Source organism: Paenibacillus sp. LS-5 (genome assembly GCF_056121505.1).
The window spans coordinates 475476-496789 of sequence record NZ_JBWAVA010000002.1; the positions used below are offsets into that span (position 1 = coordinate 475476).

The window sequence follows — 21314 nt, forward strand, 5'->3', positions numbered from 1 at the left end:
ACCGCCCTTGTCTCAAGGGCGGTAATCTCTTGTTCAAAATTAATTAAAATTTTAAATTTTCGAAAGGATGACATCATATGGCTAATGGACATATACACTCCTTAGAAACCTTCGGAACCGTTGACGGGCCAGGTATTCGTTTTGTCTTATTCATGCAGGGCTGTCTCTTGAAATGTCAATACTGCCACAATCCCGATACTTGGGGTCTGAATGAAGGCAGAGAAATGAGTATTGAAGAGGTTTTAGCCGAAATTGAGCCTTACTTAAATTATTATCGTTCCTCCGGTGGCGGTTTGACCGTATCTGGCGGTGAACCGACTTTGCAGGCACATTTTGTCAAGCAGCTGTTCACCGAAGTGAAGAAACGCTGGAATTTGCATACCACACTTGATACTAACGGATACAATGAAGGCGACAAAATCAATGATTTGCTCGAACAGACGGATCTGGTCTTGCTTGATCTTAAGCATATTGATGATGAAGCGCATATCAAACTTACCGGAAAGTCCAATGAACGTACGCTGAAGCTGGCCCGCTGGCTGTCTGATCATAACCGCAAGATGTGGATTCGCCATGTTTATGTGCCGGGTATTCATGACCGTGAAGAGGATTTGATCAATTTGGGACGCTTTATCGGGACATTGAATGGTGTCGAAAAATTCGAAATTCTCCCGTATCATCAGATGGGTATCTATAAATGGGAAGTTCTTGGAAGACCATATGAGCTTGAAGGAGTACCTTCACCCACAGAAGAAGAAGTTCAACGCGCCTACCGTTTGATTGAAGAAGGCCGCAAGCAAACCGCCTTGGTCTAAGGATTCGCCATATCAAAGCCGTTCCAATAGTGCAATTACTGTTGGTACGGTTTTTTTGTGTAAAATGAACTGGAGTGAGGTATTCATCTTAAGTTATATTTCATGACATGTCTTGAATGTGGATTATCATGGTTTCGCTTACATAAGAGGTTTTTATCCCTATAGTGGATGAATCTTAACCTTACAGTTCCAAAACATGTTTTCTATAATAAGAAATGTAAGGGAAATCAACATAGGGAGGGTCACCCATAATGAAAAAAAATGTAACATTGCTATTGTCCCTGCTGTTTGTTAGTTCGGCAGTAATGGCTGGCTGCAGCAACAACAATAATTCTGCAGGTAGTAAAGATGATGCGGCCGCTACCAATACTACGAATGCTACGAACGCACCTGCTACCGAGGAACCGGCCAGCAGCGAACCTTTTGAAATGACCATTCGTCATACTCAGGTAGGTGCCGATAAACAGAAACGCTTGGCTATTCTAGAGGATGTCGTAGGGAAAGTACAGGCGGAAGTGCCGGGACTCACTTTTAAGCTGGATGGTGTGGACTCTGATGTTAACCGTAAGGAAAAGCTGCGCGGTGAAATGGCAGCGGGGAATCCGCCTGAGATTTTTGACCTCTTCGGTAGCCCTGACTCTAAAATATATGCCAAAGAAGGTAAATTGCTCGATCTCACACCGATCCTTGAAGAACTGGGCATCAAAGACAAATTCTCAAATCTTGATCCTTTTACGTATGAAGGTAAAATATATGGGCTTCCGATCGGTGGCTCAGGTGAAGGTTTCTTCTATAATAAAGAATATTATGCGAGCAAGGGCTGGAAGGCTCCTACAACTTTCGCAGAATTAGAACAGCAGCTGGCAGATATCAAAGCCGACGGCAAAGTGCCGCTGGCGGGTGCTTCCAAGGCGGGCTGGGTACCACTAATGTTGGCTAACCATCTCTGGTCCCGTTATGCGGGGCCGGATATAACAGCAAAGTTTGCTACTGGGGAAGCCAAATGGAGTGATCCAAATGTAGTCAAGGGTTTTGCCAAGTATAAGGAATGGGAAGATAAAGGCTATTTCAAAAAGGGCGAGCTTGGTTTTGAATATGCTGAATACACAACCCAGTTCACCAGCGGTGAAGCGATTCTGATGTATGATGGCACATGGAAATCCTCCGTGTTCAAGCCAGGACAATCCGGTGAAGGCCTGATCGGAAAGGTTGGTTTCTTCAATATTCCGCCAGTAGATGGAGGAGTCGGCGATCAGACGGCATTGATGCGTGACGTGAATAATGGTTATGGCTTCTCTGCTTCTGCTGGTGAGGATGAACGGCAGCTAGCGGCAGTGAAGTCTTTTATCAAAAATATGTACAATGAGGAAATGCAACTGCGCGGATTGGTTGAAGATGGGGTGCTGCCAGCGATGAAGATTGATCAGGCAGTATTAAATAAAAATATCACGGATGATCTGATGAGTGAAATTGTAGCTGTTCTGAATAGCTCCGAATCTTCCTTTCCGGCCTTCGACTCTCTGGTACAGGCAGATGTAACTACCGAAATAAGCAATATTCAGATTCAAAAGCTGATCGGCGGTCAGACGACACCTGAGAAAATGGGCGAGGCTCTGCAAAAGGTTCAAGAGGAAGCCAACGCAGCAGTGGAATAAGGAATGATGAATGGAATGTGCCCTGGTGCTTGCTCCAGGGTGCATTTTTTACAATCGGCCCAGAGCTCCTTGATTCTCAAGCAATCGGAGGAAAGTCATGAATAAATCACTCAGAAATCCGCTGGTGTTCACCTTGTTTATTTTGCCTGCGTTAATCTTGTTTTTGATGTTCTTCATTTATCCAATATTCAGCTCGTTGTACTACAGTATGACTAGTTGGAACGGCGTTTCAGACACCGTTAAGTATACTGGAATAAGTAATTTCAAAAAAGCCTTGGGCGATGATCGCTTCTGGGTATCAGTCAAGAATAACGGATGGTTTATATTGTTTTCCGTATTCATTCAGGTACCTCTCATTATTCTGTTCTCTCTGCTGATTGCCAATGTTAAAAGACTGAAGGGACTCTACAAGACAGCGGTGTTTATGCCTTCCATTATGTCAACAGCGGTAATTGGTATTCTGTGGGGGTTCATCTATGAGCCCAATATCGGGCTATTCAATAAATTGCTGGGGGTTGTCCATATTGAACCGGTATATTGGCTGTCAGATGAGCGTTTTGCTATGCTGTCCATTCTGATCACCAATGCCTGGCAGTGGACCGGATTCTACATTGTAATGGTGCTGGCAGCCATTCTATCAATTCCCCGTGAACTGGATGAGGCGGCGGCTATTGACGGTGCTACGGGTTTCCAGCGGGCTACGCGCATTACATTGCCGCTAATCGTCCCAATTATCTCCGTTGTGATCATGCTATCTATTGCCGGAGCCATGAAAGCTGCGGATATCGTTATCGTTATGACAAAGGGTGGCCCGGCAGGTTCAACTGAGGTAATGGCCACCTACATGATCAAGTATGCCATCACCAACTTTAAATACGGGTATGGGAATACCATTGCCATTCTGATCTTTATGTTCACGCTCGTGGTTACGGCTCTTTATCAGCTGCTGTTTGCCCGGCGTAATGAAAGGATTGAATACTAATGGTGCGCACCTTGAAAAAAAGCATTCCGCATATCGCATTGCTGGGTTATCTTGTAGTGGTGTTGTTTCCGTTTTTGTTCGTACTGTTCTCATCGGTGAAGAAGGATAATAACGCGATAGCGCTGAATCCTTTTGGAATTCCGAAGGGATTTGAGTTTAATAATTATGTTGAAGCCTGGGTAAATGCCAAGATCAGTACGTACTTTTTTAACAGCCTGTACATTTCTGTGCTTTCTTCTGTAGTATCCATCCTGCTGGCTTCCATGTTCGCTTTTGCGGTTACGCGGATGCGTCATGGCAAATGGAATACCACACTCTTTTCCCTGGTGCTCATCGGAATGCTGATTCCGAATAATGCGCTGATGCTGCCGATTTATACCATTGTGCGCAAGCTCCACATCCTGAATACCCACTGGGCGCTGATCATTCCCTATATCGCCAATGCGATTCCGTTCACCATTATCATTTTGGCTGCGTTCATGCGCTCCCTGCCTAGTGAAATTGAGGAAGCAGCTGTAATGGATGGCTTGAAGGCACCTGGTATCTTTGCTAGAATTATTGTACCTTTGACGGTTCCCGCCATGGTTACAGTATTCATTGTTAATTTCCTGGGAAATTGGAATGAGTTTTTGCTGGCCAATTATTTTCTTTCGAATGACGAGCTGCGCACGCTTCCGGTGGGGATGGTCCAATTCCGTGATCAGTATCAGATGAACTATGCGCAGATGTCCGCAGGCATTGTCTACAGTGTGCTTCCGGTCGTAATTATTTACGCCATTTTGCAGGAGAAGATTATTGAAGGGGTTACAGCGGGCAGCGTAAAAGGATAATCCTATTCACAGTCAGGGGCACTAGCCAATGAATTTGCGCTACAAGTTATTTACGGCGTTTTTGGGCCTGATTATCATTCCTCTGTTTATTCTTGGCATGATTATGTTTTTTGTGACTTATAATTCAATTGAGAAGAAATACAGCCAGCAATCCGAGTATTCGCTCAAAGCAATCAGCTACAGTATATCCAGTGTCTTGAAGGACATGGACAACGTCACCGATAACGGAATCGCCACCTCGGTATTTCATATGGCACTTAGCGCAGAGGACCCTTCCAAACAAGATTTGACCGATGCCGAACAGCTTAGTCTGAACGCCAGCCAGCGCAACTTCCGCAGTCTTTTGTACAATCATCCATCGATCAGCTATGCTTTTCTCTATAATTTCAATGGGAAAGGGAGCTCTGAGATTGTCTCTATTTTCAATAAGGAGAATTTCCGTACACTCCCCTACGACAAGTTCAAGGGAAGTGAGTTGTATCAGGAAGTCATGAAGCTGAATGGAGTCCCCAAATGGATTGCGCCTCATGAATACCCGGAACTGACCGGAACGGAGCCTGTTTTTACGCAGATCCGGCTGGTGAAGGAGCTAAGTTTTTTTCAGAACATCGGTATTCTGGTGGTGCAGATCAAAAACTGGGAATTCGAATCGATCTTCCGCAATCTCAAAATCGGGGATAGTGACCAAAAGGTTTCCTTTATGCTGGTGAACGACGATGGCATGATTCTGTTCGATCCGGACCGCAAACTGGATGGCGGGGATTTACATTCCTTAACTACGAAGAACTTCAGTTTTCAAAAAGGTTTCCAGAGCTTCAGAACAGAGTTTGATGGGGAGAAAAGTATTCTCTCGGTCTATCATCTTAAGGATTACCCATGGAGTCTTGTCTCCGTTACCTCTTGGGATTCCCTATCCCGTGAAGTCACGGTGTTTGCCCGTTGGTTTGTTGTTGTGATCTTCCTGTGCCTGCTGGGTGCAGTCATTTTTAATCTGTTTTTTATGAACCGGATTACGGGTGGTATTGCGGTTATAGTCCGGTTTATGCGACGGGTTGAGGATGGGGATCTCACGACGCGTGTGGAGGAGAAGGGCAGTGATGAGATGACATTGCTTGCTCGGGGCTTCAATGATCTGATGGACAAAATCAATAGCTTATTCAATAGGGTGCATGTGGAGCAGCAACGCAAAAACCAGGCTGAAATGCGGGTGCTGCAGGCTCAGATCAAGCCGCATTTTCTGTTCAATACACTGGAATCGATCAATGTGCTCGCCGTGCAGAATGAAGGCCGCAAGGTAAGCGAGATGGTCTACAGGCTGGCCGGTATTCTGCGCATCAGCATTCAGGATAGAGATGAAATTACACTGGAAGAGGAAGTCACGCACCTGCGCAATTATTTGGACATTCAGAAGTTCCGCTTCGAGGATATATTTGATTATGAGATTGATATTCCCCAGGAGCTGTTAGGTTGTGGCGTTCTTAAGCTTACCCTGCAGCCGCTTGTCGAGAACAGCATCCAGCACGGCTTCGAGGGGATTGAACACAAGGGCTTGGTTAGTGTGAAAGGCTGGGAGGAGCGGGGGAATCTAATCCTGCAGATTAAGGATAACGGGATTGGAATGAGTCCAGCCCAATTGTCGATGTTCCAGTATATGGTAAGTGAATCAGGAGAGGTTGCTGAATCCATCACGGAGGACACACCGGAGCATGGTATTCATCTGGAGCGGCGCGGGTTGGGTGTACGCAGTGTAGCTGACCGCATCCGAATCGAATATGGAGACAGATATGGGATTTTCATCTGTTCCAGTCCTGGAGAAGGCACCATCATCCAATGCGTCATTCCTAAATACGGGCAGGGAGAAGATCACTATGCTAAAAGTATTATTGGTTGACGATGAAGCTCCTATACTGGGCAATCTGCGTCGTGTACTGCCATGGCAGGAGATGGGGATGGAGATCACAGGCATGGCCCGCAGCGGGATGGAAGCGCTCCGCATCGCTGAGGAACAGGCTCCTGATCTTGTACTCTGTGATATCCGTATGCCCGTCATGGATGGGCTAACGTTCATTGGCAAGCTGCGGGAGATGGGACTGGACAGTGAGGTTCTGCTGCTTAGCGGCTATCAGGAATTTGATTATGCACGGGAGGCCATCCGGCTAGGTGTGAAGGAATATATCTGCAAGCCGATTCATTATGAGGAGCTGGGCAACAAGGTACGGGAAATGGGCACGCGTATCCGGAGCAAACAATACAAGGATAAGCTGTACAACAGCATACCACTGTTTCAGGAGCAACCTCCGGCAGAGGATTCTGCCAGGAAAACATCCGATCAGCTGATGAATCTGGCGGTCCAGTATATCATGGAGCGGCTGAATTATGATCTGGGTATTGAGGAAGTGGCGAATAGAATAGGCATCAGCAGCAGCTATTTCTGCCTTCTTTTCAAGAATCGGTTTGCAATGACATTTGTAGAATATGTAACCCTGCAGCGTATGGAGGCAGCGAAGTTCATGCTGGCGAGCAGTGAGAAGAGTATTACTGCAATCAGTGCTGGAGTTGGTTATCAGGAGCGCCGTTATTTTACAAAAGTATTCCAAAAACATACAGGCATGACCCCCAAGGAATACCGTGATAAGCATAGAATGTCGGAGACCCCGTAAGCTTATGATATACAGCTGGGGATTTATTTGAAGAGGCGGCTACCTTGTTCGTAAGGTATGCGTCTCTTTTTTTGCAACTTGTTCATGTGAATAAATGGAAATCATTTTTAATCTTTTCTTTACATTTAATGAAACTTTTTAGTATGTCATGCGTCTAATACTATGTTTTGTAAATGAACGTGGCAAAAAACACCATGCCTTCCCTTGGAGGGCAAGTGCGTTTTGCGGAGAATATAAGGAATGCAGAGAGAGACTTACCTTCCTTATATACTACTAATAGGAGCAGAAGGAGTCATACCATGAATTTGAAAAAACTATCGTTAGTTGCAGTCCTGGCTATATCGCAGATTGCAGCAGCAGTGCCGGCGTTTGCCGTCCCTGTAAGCACCTCGACAACATCAGGAACAGTAGTTCAAGCAACCGAGGCGACTCCTGCCCCTGTGACGGTGTCTGAGCCCGAGGCTACGGATCCGCTGCCCCCATTGGGTACTCCAGGAACAGTATCTCCGACACCAACACCAATATCTGCACCGACGCCGACACCGGTGCCTACTGCATCATCTACACCAATTGCAACGGTAGCCCCTTCGGCGACACCACTGCCGACGCAGTCAGCAATTCCTGCGACTGCAACACCAGCCACTGTTACACCCCTTGGCAACACAGGGGGACAAATCATCCCGACTACTGGTGCGAACCAGCTTATACTGATGATGAATAGTAATAAAATGTATAAGAATGGTACACCCTATTTGGCCAATCAGCCGATGGCAGTCAAGTATGGCGTCTCCTATGTTTCGATTCGGGCCATGGTAGAAATGGTTGGCGTTAAATTTACTTATGATGCAAAGACAAAGGAAGTTATTGTAACCAAAGGCGACAGCATCATGCGCTTTAAGACAGACAGCAAGATCTACACTGTAAATGGTAACAAAGTGACCATGAAAGGGCCTGCCTACCAGTTCAAGGGCACATTTATGATTCCTTTGACCTCCATTACCGGTGCGTTATCCATTCCTTATAGTGTAGATAATGTGGGGAAACGTGTCATTCTTACCCTGAACACGAAACCAACGGCTTCATTTACCGTGCAGCCTACAGAAATCTATGCCGGACAAACGACAGTGAATTATGTAACCAAAAGTTCCTCGCCGAACGGCACTGCTATTGTTAATGAGCAGTGGGGCGGTAACAAAATGGATATTTACGATCAGCCCGGCTATTATACCGTAACTTATTCTGTGATGGACGCTTCCGGACAATGGAGTGATCCTTATTCCGTAACCATTCAAGTCCTCCAGCCGAACCAACCGCCGGTTGCCAATTTCTCTACAGATAAGGAAGAATACAAAATGGGTGAGCCGGTAACCCTAACTGACCTTAGTTTTGATCCGGAAGGCGAAGAAATGACAGTGGAGTGGACGAACCGCGCACTGGCCTATTTTAACCCGGGACCTGTTTCGATCCAGCTCAAGGTAACAGACAAACACGGCCTAAGCGGAACATTCGAGAAAACTATCAATATTACAAGCGAGCAGATGTACACCCAAGATGAGGTAGCAAAGCTGTTCACGGCTCCTGGTGACATCATCTCCATGGACGGCGGAATGATTCCGGGATTGCCTAATCTACAGTACAGTCTGTCTTCCGAGGGATATAAGCTAATTCGCAGCAATAGTCCGGAGACAGTTAACGCAGAGGGTGTGTTGTACCGCGAGACCTCGGTTGGATTAACCCGTTTCTTGGTTCACCACATGAACAATATGTCCACAAGACAGAAGCTGTATGTAATCGCAACAAACAACAACCTATACCCTACTACAATCACGACCCAGTATTTGGGGATAGCAGGTCCGGCTACATCACCGGAATACACAGGCAAAATTTCAATCCAGAAATATTACCAATCCATGCTCAATAACTCCAGCTATGGGTCGATTACACTCCAACCGGGGCAAAGTATACCTATCATGACTGATATTAGCAAAACAGCCATGAAACCTGGTGAGGTGCTCTCTCTAAGCGCTGACCTGTCCAGTGATTTGACAGTGCAGTATGACGTTGTAATGGTGGAACAGACCAAAGATCCGGTAGCACTGTTGCCAACGCTGCCTCTTCTGGACCGTGATGGCGTACACAACCGGGGAACGTACGATGAATCCACCCGTGTAATCAGTGTCTTCGATCAGATTGGGGCTACACAATCCAAACTTGTGCTTGGTGACAACAAAAACGACCTGAATCTGATTGGTGTTGATCCGATGAGCGGAACAGCAGCTTCGAACTCAGGAAACTTCGGGGTTCTATACAAAATCAGACTTGAAAGTGTTGCGAAGAATACACTGATCACCTTCAATCCGCGCGGAGGAAATTATCTGGGATCTATTATGATCAACGGTTCGATTATAAATCTGCCGAACAAAGGGAATCTATCCAACTCTGATATGAACGCTGTGCTCTATCGATCCGGCGAATATACAGGTCCAGTGGATATAGTATTCTCAGTAGCTTCCGGCAGCAATCTTCCGGTGAACCTGGTCTTTACACCTATTCCGGCTAAAAAATAAACCGGACAGATTCTTCAAAAGGCCCGTGAGCATTTCCCGCAAGGGGACGGCTCACGGGCCTTTTGCGCCATGAGATGTGAGGCTTTATTGACGGGGCTTTTGTTTTGGGGCATTATAAAGAGAGTGCAAAACACAGACCATGATATGGGAGATGAGCAAATGCTGTCGACAGATCAAATACTGGAAACCATGTCGGGGCAGGGACTGCGAATCACCGATCAGCGCAAAACGCTTGCCAAGTTATTCGGCGAAACTACGGGATATTTATCCGCGAAGGATGTTTATGAGCATATGGGCCGCAAATACAGCGGTCTCAGCTTCGATACAGTGTACCGCAATCTGCGGATCATGGAGGAGCTCGGGGTACTGGAGCAGGTGGTATTTGAGGAGGGTGTCAAGTTCAAGGGCAGCTGTAATCAGGATCATCATCACCACCATATGATTTGCCTTCAATGCATGAAGACTTACCCGATCAATTTCTGCCCGATGAATCTTACGGATGCACCCGACCAGTTCCGGGTGGTCAAGCATAAATTTGAGGTGTTCGGTTACTGCAAAGATTGTGAACAGAACCGTGAAGAGGAAACGGCCCTTGCAGTTCACGGCAAAGAAGGTCACTGAACATGGATATAGGACGCAGAACGATTCAGGCTCCAATTCGTGTATACCGGAAGTTCATTTCACCGATTAAACCGGCCACCTGCCGTTTTTATCCTACATGCTCAGCCTATGCACTGGAAGCGGTCGAAGTCCATGGTCCAGTGAAAGGTTCTTGGCTTGCAGCCAAGCGAATCGCCAGATGTCATCCCTTTCATCCCGGAGGGCTTGATCCTGTGCCTCCAAGGGATGAACGACGAACTGGTGGAGGATCGGTTAAGACAACTTGACATGTTGGCTTGACATGGGTATATTTTGAATAATACGATGAATTCCAAGGAACGGATAAGTAAATCGCGACAACCATGACAGAGAGCCGGGAAGTGCTGAAAGCCGGTATGGTGAGAAGGTTGAAGATGGTCCGGGAGGAACTGTGGGCGAGCGGTAGTCCGTGTAATGCGGCTGCGTAAAGTCACGGCGTGTTCCAGCGATAATGGACAGTTCCTTAGGGGAACTGGCGAAGCCTGTGCTCTGCGAAGAGCCGGGGAATTTTGGGTGGTATCGCGTGAGTTAATCCTCTCGCCCCATATGGGGGCGGGAGTTTTTTGTGTTTGAAATGTAAGAATTTATAGGTTTGAGGCTTATGACGAAAGGATGACAAGAAATGAGCGACAAGAAAACATTTTATCTGACAACCCCGATCTATTATCCGAGTGACAAATTGCATATCGGTCATGCCTATTCAACGGTGGCTGGGGATGCCATGGCCCGTTACAAGCGGTTGCGCGGCTATGCCGTACGTTATCTGACGGGTACGGATGAACACGGGCAGAAGATTGAAGAGAAGGCTGCCAAGGCCGGGAAGACCCCCCAGGAGTTTGTTGACGGGATCGTTGCTGGCATCAAAGATCTGTGGCGCAAGCTGGACATCTCGAATGATGATTTCATCCGTACAACTGAAGAGCGTCATAAAAAAGTGGTGGCGGATATATTTGACCGTCTGCTGAAGCAAGGCGATATTTACAAAGGGGAGTACGAGGGCTGGTATTGTATCTCGGATGAGACCTTTTACACCGAGACCCAGCTGGTGGACATCGAACGTGATGCGGATGGTAATATAATTGGAGGGAAAAGCCCTGACAGCGGACATCCTGTCGAACTGGTTAAGGAAGAAAGCTATTTCTTCCGGATGAGTAAATATGCTGACCGGCTGCTTCAGTTCTATGACGAGAATCCGGAGTTTATTTTACCGGAATCGCGTAAGAATGAAATGATTAACAACTTCATCAAACCGGGTCTGGAGGATCTTGCTGTTTCCCGGACAACGTTTGATTGGGGAGTCAAGGTCAAAGGTGATGACAAGCATGTGGTCTATGTGTGGATCGATGCGCTGACTAACTATATTACCGCTCTTGGATATGGCTCGGAGGACCGGAGCCTGTATGATCAGTTCTGGCCTGCAGATGTACACATTGTAGGTAAGGAGATTGTACGTTTCCATACCATATACTGGCCGATCATCCTTATGGCTCTTGGTGAGCCGCTGCCTAAGAAGGTATTCGCACATGGCTGGCTACTGATGAAGGACGGCAAAATGTCAAAGTCGAAGGGGAACGTGGTGGACCCTGTGACGCTGATTGACCGTTATGGTCTGGATGCACTGCGCTACTACCTTCTGCGCGAGGTTCCGTTCGGCTCGGATGGGACCTTCACTCCAGAAAGCTTCGTCGACCGCATCAACTATGACTTAGCCAATGACCTCGGTAATCTACTGAATCGTACGGGGGCAATGGTAGAGAAGTATTTTGATGGTGTGCTTCCAGCTTATGCAGGTAATGTGACGGCTTTTGACAGTGAGCTCGAAGCTGCAGCCCGGAATACCTACGGCAAAGTGGAAGATGCTATGGAGAAAATGGAGTTTTCCGTAGCGCTTACCGCGATTGGCGCTTTCATCAGCCGGACAAATAAATATATTGACGAGACCCAGCCTTGGGTGCTTGCGAAGGATGAGAGCCGTAGCGGCGAGTTGGCTTCCGTGATGAGACATCTCGTGGAAGGTCTGCGGACAGCTTCAATCCTGCTGCAGCCGTTCCTGACTGAGGCACCGGCAAAGATCTGGCAGCAGCTTGGCATTGAGCCGGGTGAACTGACCACCTGGGATAGCGGTAAATCCTTTGGCCTCATTCCAGCCGGAACCAAGCTGGCCAAGGGTGATCCTATTTTCCCGCGTCTGGACGTTGCACAGGAAGTGGCCTACATCGCTGAAGCGATGGGCGCAGGCAAACCGGCAGAAGCCGAAGCTGCACCAGCTCCTGATACAGGATCTGCATCAACGGCAGCAGACGAGCCGGAGGAGGAACACAAGGAAGAAATCGGTATAGATGATTTCGCCAAAGCCGAACTGCGTGTGGCTCAGGTTATTGCCGCCGAGCCGGTCAAGAAAGCGGATAAACTGCTGAAGCTGCAGCTGGATCTGGGGTATGAACAGCGCCAGGTCGTCTCCGGGATTGCCAAATTCTATACGCCGGAGGAGCTGGTAGGACGTAAGGTAATCTGTATCGTTAACCTTAAGCCGGTTAAGCTGCGGGGTGAGCTGTCTCAAGGGATGATTCTGGCTGCCTCCAAGGGCGACCAGCTGACCATTGCTACCGTGCCGGACAGTATGCCAAACGGTGCAATTGTAAAATAGGCGGCTATATTGATCCCGTCTGAACATCGTTGATTAATTGCAAGGAACACCTGCTGCGAAGGGCGGCAGGTGTTCTTTTGTGTGGATATAATCGAAGTGGTTTATTGACTTATCGTAACGATTACTATTATAATTCAAATAGTAAAATTTACGATTTGAGGAGTCGATCAATCAAATGTTATTCAAAAGCCTGCACAGGGGCGTGCTGCTTACGCTGACTTTGCTGGTATTTTTGCTGCTTACAGCCTGTGGTCCGAAGAGCAGCGGAAGTATCGTCGAAGGTAAAGTGAATGTGATTACTACTTTTTATCCTATATATGAGTTTGCCAGTGAGATTGGCGGGGATGATATTAATGCCATCAATCTGCTGCCGGTTGGCGTAGAGCCACATGATTGGACACCGCGAAGCCAGGATATTATCAATACATCCAAAGCTCAGCTGTTCCTGTATAATGGTGCCGGGCTGGAAGGTTGGGTGCCGAATTTCCTGAAGAGTCTGGACAGTGACAGCGAGGTCACAGCGACTCAGGTCAGCAAGGGTATTGACTATATTATGACTGATGAAGAAGATGGACATGACCATGGTGGAGAAAGTGAAGCAGGGGCGGAAGAAAATACAGATAGTCTGCACACCGACCCCCACACTTGGGTAAGTCCGAAGTCAGCACTTATTATGGCTGAGAATATCAAAGAAAGTCTTCAGTCCGTGGACCCTGCACATAAGGACGGTTATGAAGAACGTTATACCCAGCTTGCCGAACGGTTGAAGGCACTGGATCATAAATTCTCCACGGAGCTGACCAAGCTGCCTAATCATGAGATCGTGGTATCCCATCAGGCATTCGCCTATTTGGCGCGTGATTACGGATTGACACAGCATGCTATTATGGGGCTGTCGGCAGACGCGGAGCCGCGAAGCCAGGATCTTCTAAAGCTTGCTGATCTGGTGAAGGAAAAGGGAATCCGCTACATTTTTTTCGAAGAGCTGGTGTCAGACAAACTGGCTAAGACCCTCGCAGGAGAAGCCGGAGTGTCCACTATGGTGCTTAATCCAGTCGAGGGATTGACAGAAGCGCAAGAGAAGAATGGGGATAACTACTTCACATTGATGGAGAAAAATTTGCAAAATCTGATTCTGGCCTTACAATAAAAAGGAAAGTATAAGTGAAAGGCGGTACTCACATGCAATCGGTATCCCTGGACTGCCATCAGCATATGATCGAAATACAGGATTTATCCTTTTCCTATGGGGAGCAGAAGGTGATTACAGACCTTAACTATACCGTGAAGGAACGGGATTTCTTGGGTATAATTGGTTCGAACGGCGCCGGTAAGACTACTCTACTAAAAATGATTGTCGGCCTGCTCCCTGCAACGAGCGGTGAAATCAAGCTGTTCGGACAGCCGGTCAGAAAGTTCAAGGATTGGGAGCGGATCGGCTATGTACCACAGAAGAATGCCTTCAATCCCCTGTTTCCTGCGACGGTGCGGGAGGTAGTGTTGTCCGGATTATACAATAATAAAAATCTGATCCGCAGAGTATCCAGAGCGCAGCAGCAGAAATGCGATGATGCGCTGGAAGTAATGCGGATACAGGATATAGCGGAGAAAAGAGTAGGCCAGTTGTCGGGCGGCCAGCAACAGCGCGTCTTCTTGGCCCGGGCGCTGATCAACCATCCGGACCTGCTGATTCTGGATGAACCTACAGTAGGAATTGATGCCGAGACGCAGGCTGGATTCTTCGAATTGATTATGCATATGCATGCGCATCACCATATGACGTTCCTGATGGTATCGCATGATATCGATATGATCAAGAACTACCTGGGCGAGGAGCCTGTGCAAAAAAACGGTAAAATCAACTTCTATTGCCGCCATTCCCATGACGCTCAGGATTGCGTAGTAGACAATCTGCAGCATACACTTTCCTAGACTAAGGTTGTCCATAGTACAACATAGGACGAACTGGTCTTTGTTCTAGTCTTTTGCACTTACGTTCATTGTCTTTAATCATTTAATCTAAGGCTTAAGCTCTTAGTCTTGTAATCTTTACTCGGACCTAGATCCCGCATAAGTATAGCGTGTCCCGTCAGGGACGAAAAGTGATCCTTCCCCTCACATCTCCAGGACCAATAACCATAACTGTTACGCCAGTAGCACTTACCGGGTGTCCAGAGGGCAGAGCCCTTGGGGCCCTCCCTTGGAAGGGAGGGATTGGGAGGGATCGAAAAGGGGTTTGAATAAACGCCTCATACGATATTTAGAGGAGATTGTAATTTTGGACATCCTATTCAGTGATTTTTTTCAGCGGGCGCTTGCGGGCGGGCTGATGATTGGCATTACCGCACCGCTCATAGGTGTGTTCCTGGTGCTGCGCCGCCTGTCCATGATCGGTGATACTCTGGCGCATGTGACGATCGCTGGGGTAGCGCTCGGGTTTCTGACAGGCTTTTACCCGCTCGGTGCGGGACTGATATTTGCGGTGGTGGCGGCATTCGCCATTGAGAAGCTGCGCAAAGCCTACAAGAGTTACGCTGAACTATCTATTGCCATCATTATGTCAGGCGGTGTAGCATTGGCCTCGCTTTTTTTCACTTTGGGCAAAGGGTATAATGCGGATGTAATGAGCTACTTGTTCGGTAGCATTTATACACTCGATAATACGGATCTAATAGTAGTGGGCATTGTGACCATTGCGGTTGTGGCTGTGGTAACCCTGTTCTTCAAAGAATTTTTCCTGCTCAGCTTTGAAGAGGATGCTGCCAGTGTGAGTGGTCTGCCCGTAAAGCTGCTTAATTTGCTGATTACGGTTCTGACTGCGCTTGTCATCAGTACAGCAATCAAAATTGTAGGCTCTCTCCTGGTATCGGCTCTGCTGACCATTCCCGTGGCAATCAGTCTATTGCTCTCCCGTAGCTTCAAGTCTTCTGTGATGTTGTCAGTTATCATTGCTGAGATTGCTGTTGTGGGCGGACTAGTTGTTGCTGGGGTTTGGAATCTGGCACCTGGTGCGACAATTGTTCTGCTGCTGATTGCACTTCTGACCCTGACACTGATTGGTAAAAAAGGGCTGCCTACGTAAACAGTCTGTAAAAGTGTTCCCTACATACGAAGTGACCCCGAACCCGAAAGGAGAGAAGCCACTTTGTCCAACCTGAATGTTGGAATTGCTTTTGCCGCTGGAGTTGCTTCATTTATTTCTCCATGTTGTCTGCCGCTGTATCCGTCCTATTTGTCTTATATCACCGGATTGTCCGTTCAGGAATTGAGAGCAGGCGGAAATACCAAAAGGGCCCGCATCCGGACCCTCAGCCATACTTTGGCTTTTATTCTTGGATTGTCTGCGGTGTTCTATACGATCGGTTTTGGAGCTGGCTTGTTTGGAGAAGTATTCCAGGAGCAGCGCGACTTGATCCGCCAATTATCGGCTATCCTTGTGATTGTGATGGGACTGTTCCTGCTGGGTATCTTCCAGCCGAAATTTCTCCTCCGTGAACATAAACTTAATATGAGATGGAAGCCTGCCGGATATTTGGGCTCTTTTATTCTGGGAATTGGCTTCTCGGCTGGCTGGTCCCCATGCATTGGGCCGATTCTGACACCGATTATTGCGCTCTCAGCGAGCGATCAGGGTGCCTGGTTTGCGTTGATCTCAGCCTATTGCATCGGATTTGCTCTGCCCTTCTTTGTACTGGCTTTCTTCCTCGGTGGAGCCCGCCGGATCCTTAAATACTCGAATCTGCTTATGAAAGCAGGTGGCGGACTCATGATTTTCATGGGCCTCCTGCTGTTCACGGACCAGATGTTCCGCATCACAATATGGCTGCAAGGGATCACACCTGACTGGCTGAAGTTTTAAACTCCCACTCGGGTTAGGTGAAATAATCGATTCCGGCTTCTGGGAAATGTTCAAAGATCCGCTCTGTGATGAATTCCCGCAGGGCGGTTTGCTGTTCATCGGGATAGACGTATTTATGCTGGCCCCAGCGGCCCCATTTCTTTTTACGTTTTTCGATATCCATTTCCAGTTTCGATTTGGGATACCGTTTCTCGATTACGGTCTTGGCCGTCTTGGTGAACCGGTGCTGTATCATTTCAAAAGTGAGGCCTTTGCCCGTCTCAGGCGGCAACGCTTGGGCCAGTTTCTCAAGCAGCTCGGCATAACCCTGCTGCCAGCCCTCATGCCAAATGATTGGGGCGATGATGAAGCCCAGTGGATATCCGGCACGGGCAATTTTTCCGGCGGCCTCAATCCGTTCTTCGAAGCGTGAAGTCGCCGGCTCGAAGTTTTTAATCACATAATCGGCGTTTACGCTGAACCGGATCCGTGTATGTCCGTTATGCTTCAGGTGGAGCAGGGGCTCGACATGCTGGTACTTGGTTACAAAGCGGAGCCGTCCCAGGGGCTCACCTGCGATGAATGTAATCAGCTCCGCAAGGGAACCGGTAATGTGCTCAAGTCCCAACGGGTCAGATGTACACGCCGCTTCAAAAGAAGTAATCTCGGGTGCCCGATCCTCTATATATTTTTTGGCGGCAGCGATAACATCACCTGTATTTACATAGACACGGATATACGGCTTGGCGCCCAGCGTAGTCTGCAGATAGCAGTAATGACAATGTCCCATACAACCGGTAGCAATAGGAATGGCATAGTCGGCAGAAGGTTTGGACTGGTCAAAGGTCAAGGTTTTGCGGATGCCCACCACAAGGGTGCGTTTGGCAATTTTATATTGCTCGACCTCAGTTTCCCCTGGAAGATTGGTGATCCGGTTATGTGAGGTTGTCATGCGGTACGGGATATTCTGTGCTATGACCCATTCCATAATGCGTGCGCCTTTGGGAAACTTCAGTGCCTCCGGCTCAAAAAAAACAAGTTCCGGAATGAACAGTTCGGTAGGCTTTCTTGGTTTCTTGGCGGACGGGCGTTCTGGGGCTGCTATAGTCATGAATTCACGCTCCTTATGAATGAGAATACTTCTATTGTGCCAAATTTAAGCCTGCAGAAATCGTGGTAAACATCGCTAATGGTTCATGGAACTGTTCCGCAGGACTTGCCAAGGAGCGGCAGGAACATGTATCATTGTTAGAGCAAGGCACGGCCCCCGCGCCACGCTCATTATAGAAAAGAGGTAAAGTTTAATGCCAACACCCAGCATGGAGGATTATTTGGAGCGCATATACAAGCTCATCGACGAGAAGGGTTATGCGCGGGTCTCGGATATTGCCGAGGGACTGGAAGTACACCCCTCCTCTGTGACCAAGATGATCCAAAAACTGGATAAGGACGAATATCTCATCTATGAGAAATATCGTGGGCTTGTCCTAACAAGCAAAGGGAAAAAAGTGGGAAAACGTCTCGTTGACCGTCATCAGCTGCTGGAGGAATTCCTCGGCCTCATCGGAGTGCAGCAGGAGCATATTTATAAGGATGTAGAAGGAATTGAGCATCATTTGAGCTGGGACTCCATTACGCGTATCGAGACGCTGGTGGAGTATTTTCGCCGTGATGAAGCGCGTCTGCAAACCTTATATGATATTCATCTGGAACTCGTCAGCGACTCATAAATGATGCAGTTTTTGTATGTACACCGCAACCTTTCCAGTTTTTTTACGTCATAACGGATACCGTTCTTTATGATTTCTTGCTGATTAGGTACCGTTCTTATTAAAGGACGGCAATACCGTTTCGCTTGATTTCAGGACTCCGTTTGACAACAGAAACGGCCGTCTCCCTTTCACAAGGACGAGAAGGCCGTTTTTTTATTTATATACTAAATTCACATTATACCGGGGAGGAAATATGAATTATCGTAAATGGTTGTTAGGACTGGTAGTACTTCTGTTGTGCCTGCCTATAGGGATGACAGGTGTTCGTGCGGCAGCCTTGCAGATCACCATAGAGCTGGATGGCGAGTCATTGAGCTCTGATGTGCCGCCTTATATTACAGCATCGAACGTTACCATGGTACCTGCAGGCGTGGTCAGCAAGGGGCTAAGTGCGGTGGTAGAGTGGGATCAGAGCTCCAGGACGGCGACGATCCGCAAAGGTGAGAATGTGCTGAAGCTGACGAGCGGTAAGAAGACAGCGGTCGTGAACGATACAGCCGTGGCACTCGATACCTCCGTGCAAATTGTGCAGGGGCGGGTGATGGTGCCTTTGCGCTTTGTAAGTGAGCAACTTGGTCTGCAGGTAGTATGGAATCAAGCTACAAAACATATCGCGCTATATTCTAACGTTGAGATTGGCGGACCATCAGCACCGTCAGTACCTGTAGTGCCCACACCAACCGTACCGACACCAATCATGCCGACACCAACGGTGCCTTCGGTTCCTGGAGCAAAAGTCTCCAAAGAAATGAGAGGTGCCTGGATCTCCACCGTATTCAATCTGGACTGGCCCTCTACTGCATCTGCAGGCAATGAGGCCAAACAGAAGAGGGAGTTCGATACTTTACTGGACAAGCTTCAGAGCACAGGCTTCAATGCCGTATTCGTTCAGGTCAGACCATCTGGCGACAGCCTGTATCCTTCTGTGCTCGTTCCCTGGTCCAAGGTACTGACCGGGACACAGGGCAAGAATCCTGGATATGATCCTCTGGAATATATGGTTAGTGCCACCCACAGCCGCGGTATGCAGTTCCATGCCTGGTTCAATCCATTCCGTGCGACCACAGATTCCAGCACCTCTGGCCTTGCCAGTAATCATGTCGCCAAAGCTCATCCGGAATGGGTCGTTACGGCAGACAGCAAGTTATACATCAATCCAGGTATTCCGGAAGCGCGTCAGCATATCATTGATACCGTAATGGAAGTGGTAAAAGGCTATGACATTGATGGAGTTCATCTGGATGATTATTTCTATCCATCCGGTGTGTCTTTTACTGATGATGCGGCATTCAAGGCCTATAATCCCAAATCGATCAGTTCCAAAGGCGATTGGCGGCGGGATAACATCAATGACTTCATCAGCCGGCTGGGTCAAGCGATTCATGGAGTGAAGGCGGATGTGTCTTTTGGAGTCAGCCCGTTCGGGGTCTGGCGCAATAAGAAAGCGGACAGTACGGGTTCCGATTCCACAGCAGGTGTATCCGCCTATGATGACATGTATGCAGATACGCGGACCTGGATACGCAGCGGCTGGATTGACTACATTGCACCACAAATTTATTGGAGCCTCTCCTTCAGTGCTGCCCGGTACGACAAGCTGGTGGACTGGTGGGTGAATGAGGTGAAGGGCACAGGTGTCAAGCTGTACATAGGACAAGCCACCTACAAAGTAGGAACAGACAAAAGTGCAGAATGGCAAAGCGGAGACCAGATTATCAACCAGTTGAAATATAATGAGAAATACACTGAGGTAGCCGGCAGTATCATGTTCAGAGCGAATGATATTGTGAACCGTGATCCGTTTGGATTAGACAGCCTGCTGACCTTTTATTTCAAGTCATGAAATTTCCCCCGTGCTCATAGATAAGAGGGTAGAATCTATGGAACGGGGGATAGCTGTCTATGGAGATCAATGCCGTGTTTGAAGGCGGTGGTGTCAAAGGGATTTCGCTCGCGGGCGCGGTGCAGGCTTCGGAGCAGGCGGGGGTGGTATTTAAGCGGGTAGCCGGGACCTCTTCAGGCTCTATTATCGCCTCACTGCTTGCGGCGGGTTATGACGGAAGAGCGATGAGCCAGATCATTAAGGCCACAAGGTTCACTGCTTTCCTAAAACGTGGAGTGCTGTACAATACGGCTTATGTAGGCCCTGCCATGCGTGTATTGATCAAAAAAGGGCTATATTCCGGAGAAGCGCTGGAATCGTGGATACGCGGGATTCTAAAGGAAAAAGGGCTTGTCACCTTCAGGGATCTGCCCCGCGGCAAGCTATCCATCATCGCCTCCGATATCACCAACGGGCGCCTTATTGTACTGCCTGACGACTTGGAGCAGTATGGTATTTCACCGGATAGGTTCGAGGTGGCCAAAGCAGTGCGGATGAGCTGCAGTATTCCGTATTTCTTTGATCCGGTGAGGTTGAGGATGAACGACGAGGCATCCAGAGGAAGGCCATTTGCTGAACAATTTGTCTACATGGTAGACGGAGGCTTGCTGAGTAATTTCCCACTGTGGCTATTCGATGAGAAAGAAAAAGGCTTCAAAAGTCCGGGAAGCAGGACCCCTACTGTGGGCTTTCAGCTGATCGGCAAGACAGAGCCGCAGCCCCACCGGATTACCGGGCCATTCAGTATGCTGCAAGCGATAGTAGGCACCATGCTGTCTGCCCATGATGAACGTTACATTGAGACTGAGAAATTCAAGCGTACCGTCAAAATTCCTACTTTGGGTATCTCGATGACCGATTTTAATATTTCAACGGAGAAAAGTGACGAGCTGTATGTCGCCGGGTTCAAGGCTGGAGAGGATTTCTTCAAAGATTGGCGGCCGATTCCGAAACCGACAATTTTCTAGACGCTTTATTTGCATAAAAAGGGCCTTCTCACATTTGCTCAACGTGGGGAGGCCCTTTA

Annotated in this window: 18 protein-coding genes; 17 read left to right on the forward strand and 1 reads right to left on the reverse strand. The window is 48.0% G+C overall.

Annotated features, from left to right (window positions below):
* Nucleotides 1-77: 77 nt before the first annotated feature.
* From pflA to AC0MA3_RS05505, 14 genes are all read left to right on the forward strand, one after another.
* The gene (pflA, locus tag AC0MA3_RS05440) at nt 78-815 is read left to right on the forward strand and encodes a pyruvate formate-lyase-activating protein (protein WP_379161849.1); all 738 of its coding nucleotides are present in this window, start codon (nt 78-80) and stop codon (nt 813-815) included.
* 251 nt (nt 816-1066) lie between these two features.
* Nucleotides 1067-2470 (forward strand): extracellular solute-binding protein, encoded by a 1404-nt coding sequence (locus AC0MA3_RS05445; RefSeq protein WP_474655421.1) that lies wholly within the window; start codon nt 1067-1069, stop codon nt 2468-2470.
* Nucleotides 2471-2567: 97 nt separating this feature from the next.
* Complete coding sequence (locus tag AC0MA3_RS05450) at nt 2568-3452, forward strand: carbohydrate ABC transporter permease (RefSeq protein ID WP_474655422.1); 885 nt, start codon at nt 2568-2570, stop codon at nt 3450-3452.
* Entirely contained in the window at nt 3452-4282 is an 831-nt protein-coding gene (locus AC0MA3_RS05455; protein WP_474655423.1) for a carbohydrate ABC transporter permease, read from the forward strand. The genes AC0MA3_RS05450 and AC0MA3_RS05455 overlap by 1 nt, the downstream gene beginning before the upstream one ends.
* Before the next feature lie 28 nt (nt 4283-4310).
* The gene (locus AC0MA3_RS05460; RefSeq protein WP_474655424.1) at nt 4311-6173 is read left to right on the forward strand and encodes a cache domain-containing sensor histidine kinase; all 1863 of its coding nucleotides are present in this window, start codon (nt 4311-4313) and stop codon (nt 6171-6173) included.
* Nucleotides 6151-6942: a response regulator transcription factor gene (locus tag AC0MA3_RS05465; protein ID WP_379161863.1), complete on the forward strand. Its 792-nt coding sequence runs from the start codon at nt 6151-6153 to the stop codon at nt 6940-6942. The genes AC0MA3_RS05460 and AC0MA3_RS05465 overlap by 23 nt, the downstream gene beginning before the upstream one ends.
* Before the next feature lie 299 nt (nt 6943-7241).
* A complete protein-coding gene (locus AC0MA3_RS05470) occupies nt 7242-9509 on the forward strand; it encodes a copper amine oxidase N-terminal domain-containing protein (protein WP_474655425.1) in 2268 nt (755 codons plus the stop codon).
* 159 nt (nt 9510-9668) lie between these two features.
* Entirely contained in the window at nt 9669-10130 is a 462-nt protein-coding gene (locus tag AC0MA3_RS05475; RefSeq protein WP_379162525.1) for a Fur family transcriptional regulator, read from the forward strand.
* Nucleotides 10131-10132: 2 nt separating this feature from the next.
* Nucleotides 10133-10396, forward strand: a complete 264-nt coding sequence (gene yidD / locus AC0MA3_RS05480; RefSeq protein ID WP_379161869.1) for a membrane protein insertion efficiency factor YidD — start codon at nt 10133-10135, stop codon at nt 10394-10396.
* A 374-nt stretch (nt 10397-10770) separates the two neighbouring features.
* Entirely contained in the window at nt 10771-12795 is a 2025-nt protein-coding gene (gene metG, locus AC0MA3_RS05485; protein ID WP_474655426.1) for a methionine--tRNA ligase, read from the forward strand.
* A 175-nt stretch (nt 12796-12970) separates the two neighbouring features.
* Nucleotides 12971-13945 carry a metal ABC transporter solute-binding protein, Zn/Mn family gene (locus AC0MA3_RS05490; protein WP_474655427.1) on the forward strand — a complete coding sequence of 325 codons (975 nt, stop codon included), beginning with the start codon at nt 12971-12973 and terminating at the stop codon, nt 13943-13945.
* A gap of 32 nt (nt 13946-13977) precedes the next feature.
* The gene (locus tag AC0MA3_RS05495; RefSeq protein ID WP_379161878.1) at nt 13978-14727 is read left to right on the forward strand and encodes a metal ABC transporter ATP-binding protein; all 750 of its coding nucleotides are present in this window, start codon (nt 13978-13980) and stop codon (nt 14725-14727) included.
* Nucleotides 14728-15073: 346 nt separating this feature from the next.
* Nucleotides 15074-15877 (forward strand): metal ABC transporter permease, encoded by an 804-nt coding sequence (locus AC0MA3_RS05500; protein WP_474655428.1) that lies wholly within the window; start codon nt 15074-15076, stop codon nt 15875-15877.
* Between the two features lie 63 nt (nt 15878-15940).
* Nucleotides 15941-16654: a cytochrome c biogenesis CcdA family protein gene (locus tag AC0MA3_RS05505; RefSeq protein ID WP_379161884.1), complete on the forward strand. Its 714-nt coding sequence runs from the start codon at nt 15941-15943 to the stop codon at nt 16652-16654.
* A gap of 13 nt (nt 16655-16667) precedes the next feature.
* Here the strand turns inward: AC0MA3_RS05505 and splB are convergent, their stop codons facing one another.
* The gene (splB, locus tag AC0MA3_RS05510; protein WP_474655429.1) at nt 16668-17744 is read right to left on the reverse strand and encodes a spore photoproduct lyase; all 1077 of its coding nucleotides are present in this window, start codon (nt 17742-17744) and stop codon (nt 16668-16670) included.
* 193 nt (nt 17745-17937) lie between these two features.
* Here splB and mntR point away from each other — a divergent pair, with 193 nt between their 5' ends.
* The 3 genes from mntR to AC0MA3_RS05525 all read left to right on the forward strand — a co-directional run bounded on the left by mntR (nt 17938) and on the right by AC0MA3_RS05525 (nt 21255).
* Nucleotides 17938-18363 carry a transcriptional regulator MntR gene (gene mntR, locus AC0MA3_RS05515; protein WP_019909637.1) on the forward strand — a complete coding sequence of 142 codons (426 nt, stop codon included), beginning with the start codon at nt 17938-17940 and terminating at the stop codon, nt 18361-18363.
* A gap of 235 nt (nt 18364-18598) precedes the next feature.
* Entirely contained in the window at nt 18599-20248 is a 1650-nt protein-coding gene (locus AC0MA3_RS05520; RefSeq protein ID WP_474655430.1) for a family 10 glycosylhydrolase, read from the forward strand.
* 59 nt (nt 20249-20307) lie between these two features.
* Nucleotides 20308-21255 carry a patatin-like phospholipase family protein gene (locus AC0MA3_RS05525; RefSeq protein ID WP_379161895.1) on the forward strand — a complete coding sequence of 316 codons (948 nt, stop codon included), beginning with the start codon at nt 20308-20310 and terminating at the stop codon, nt 21253-21255.
* The last annotated feature ends 59 nt before the right edge of the window (nt 21256-21314 follow it).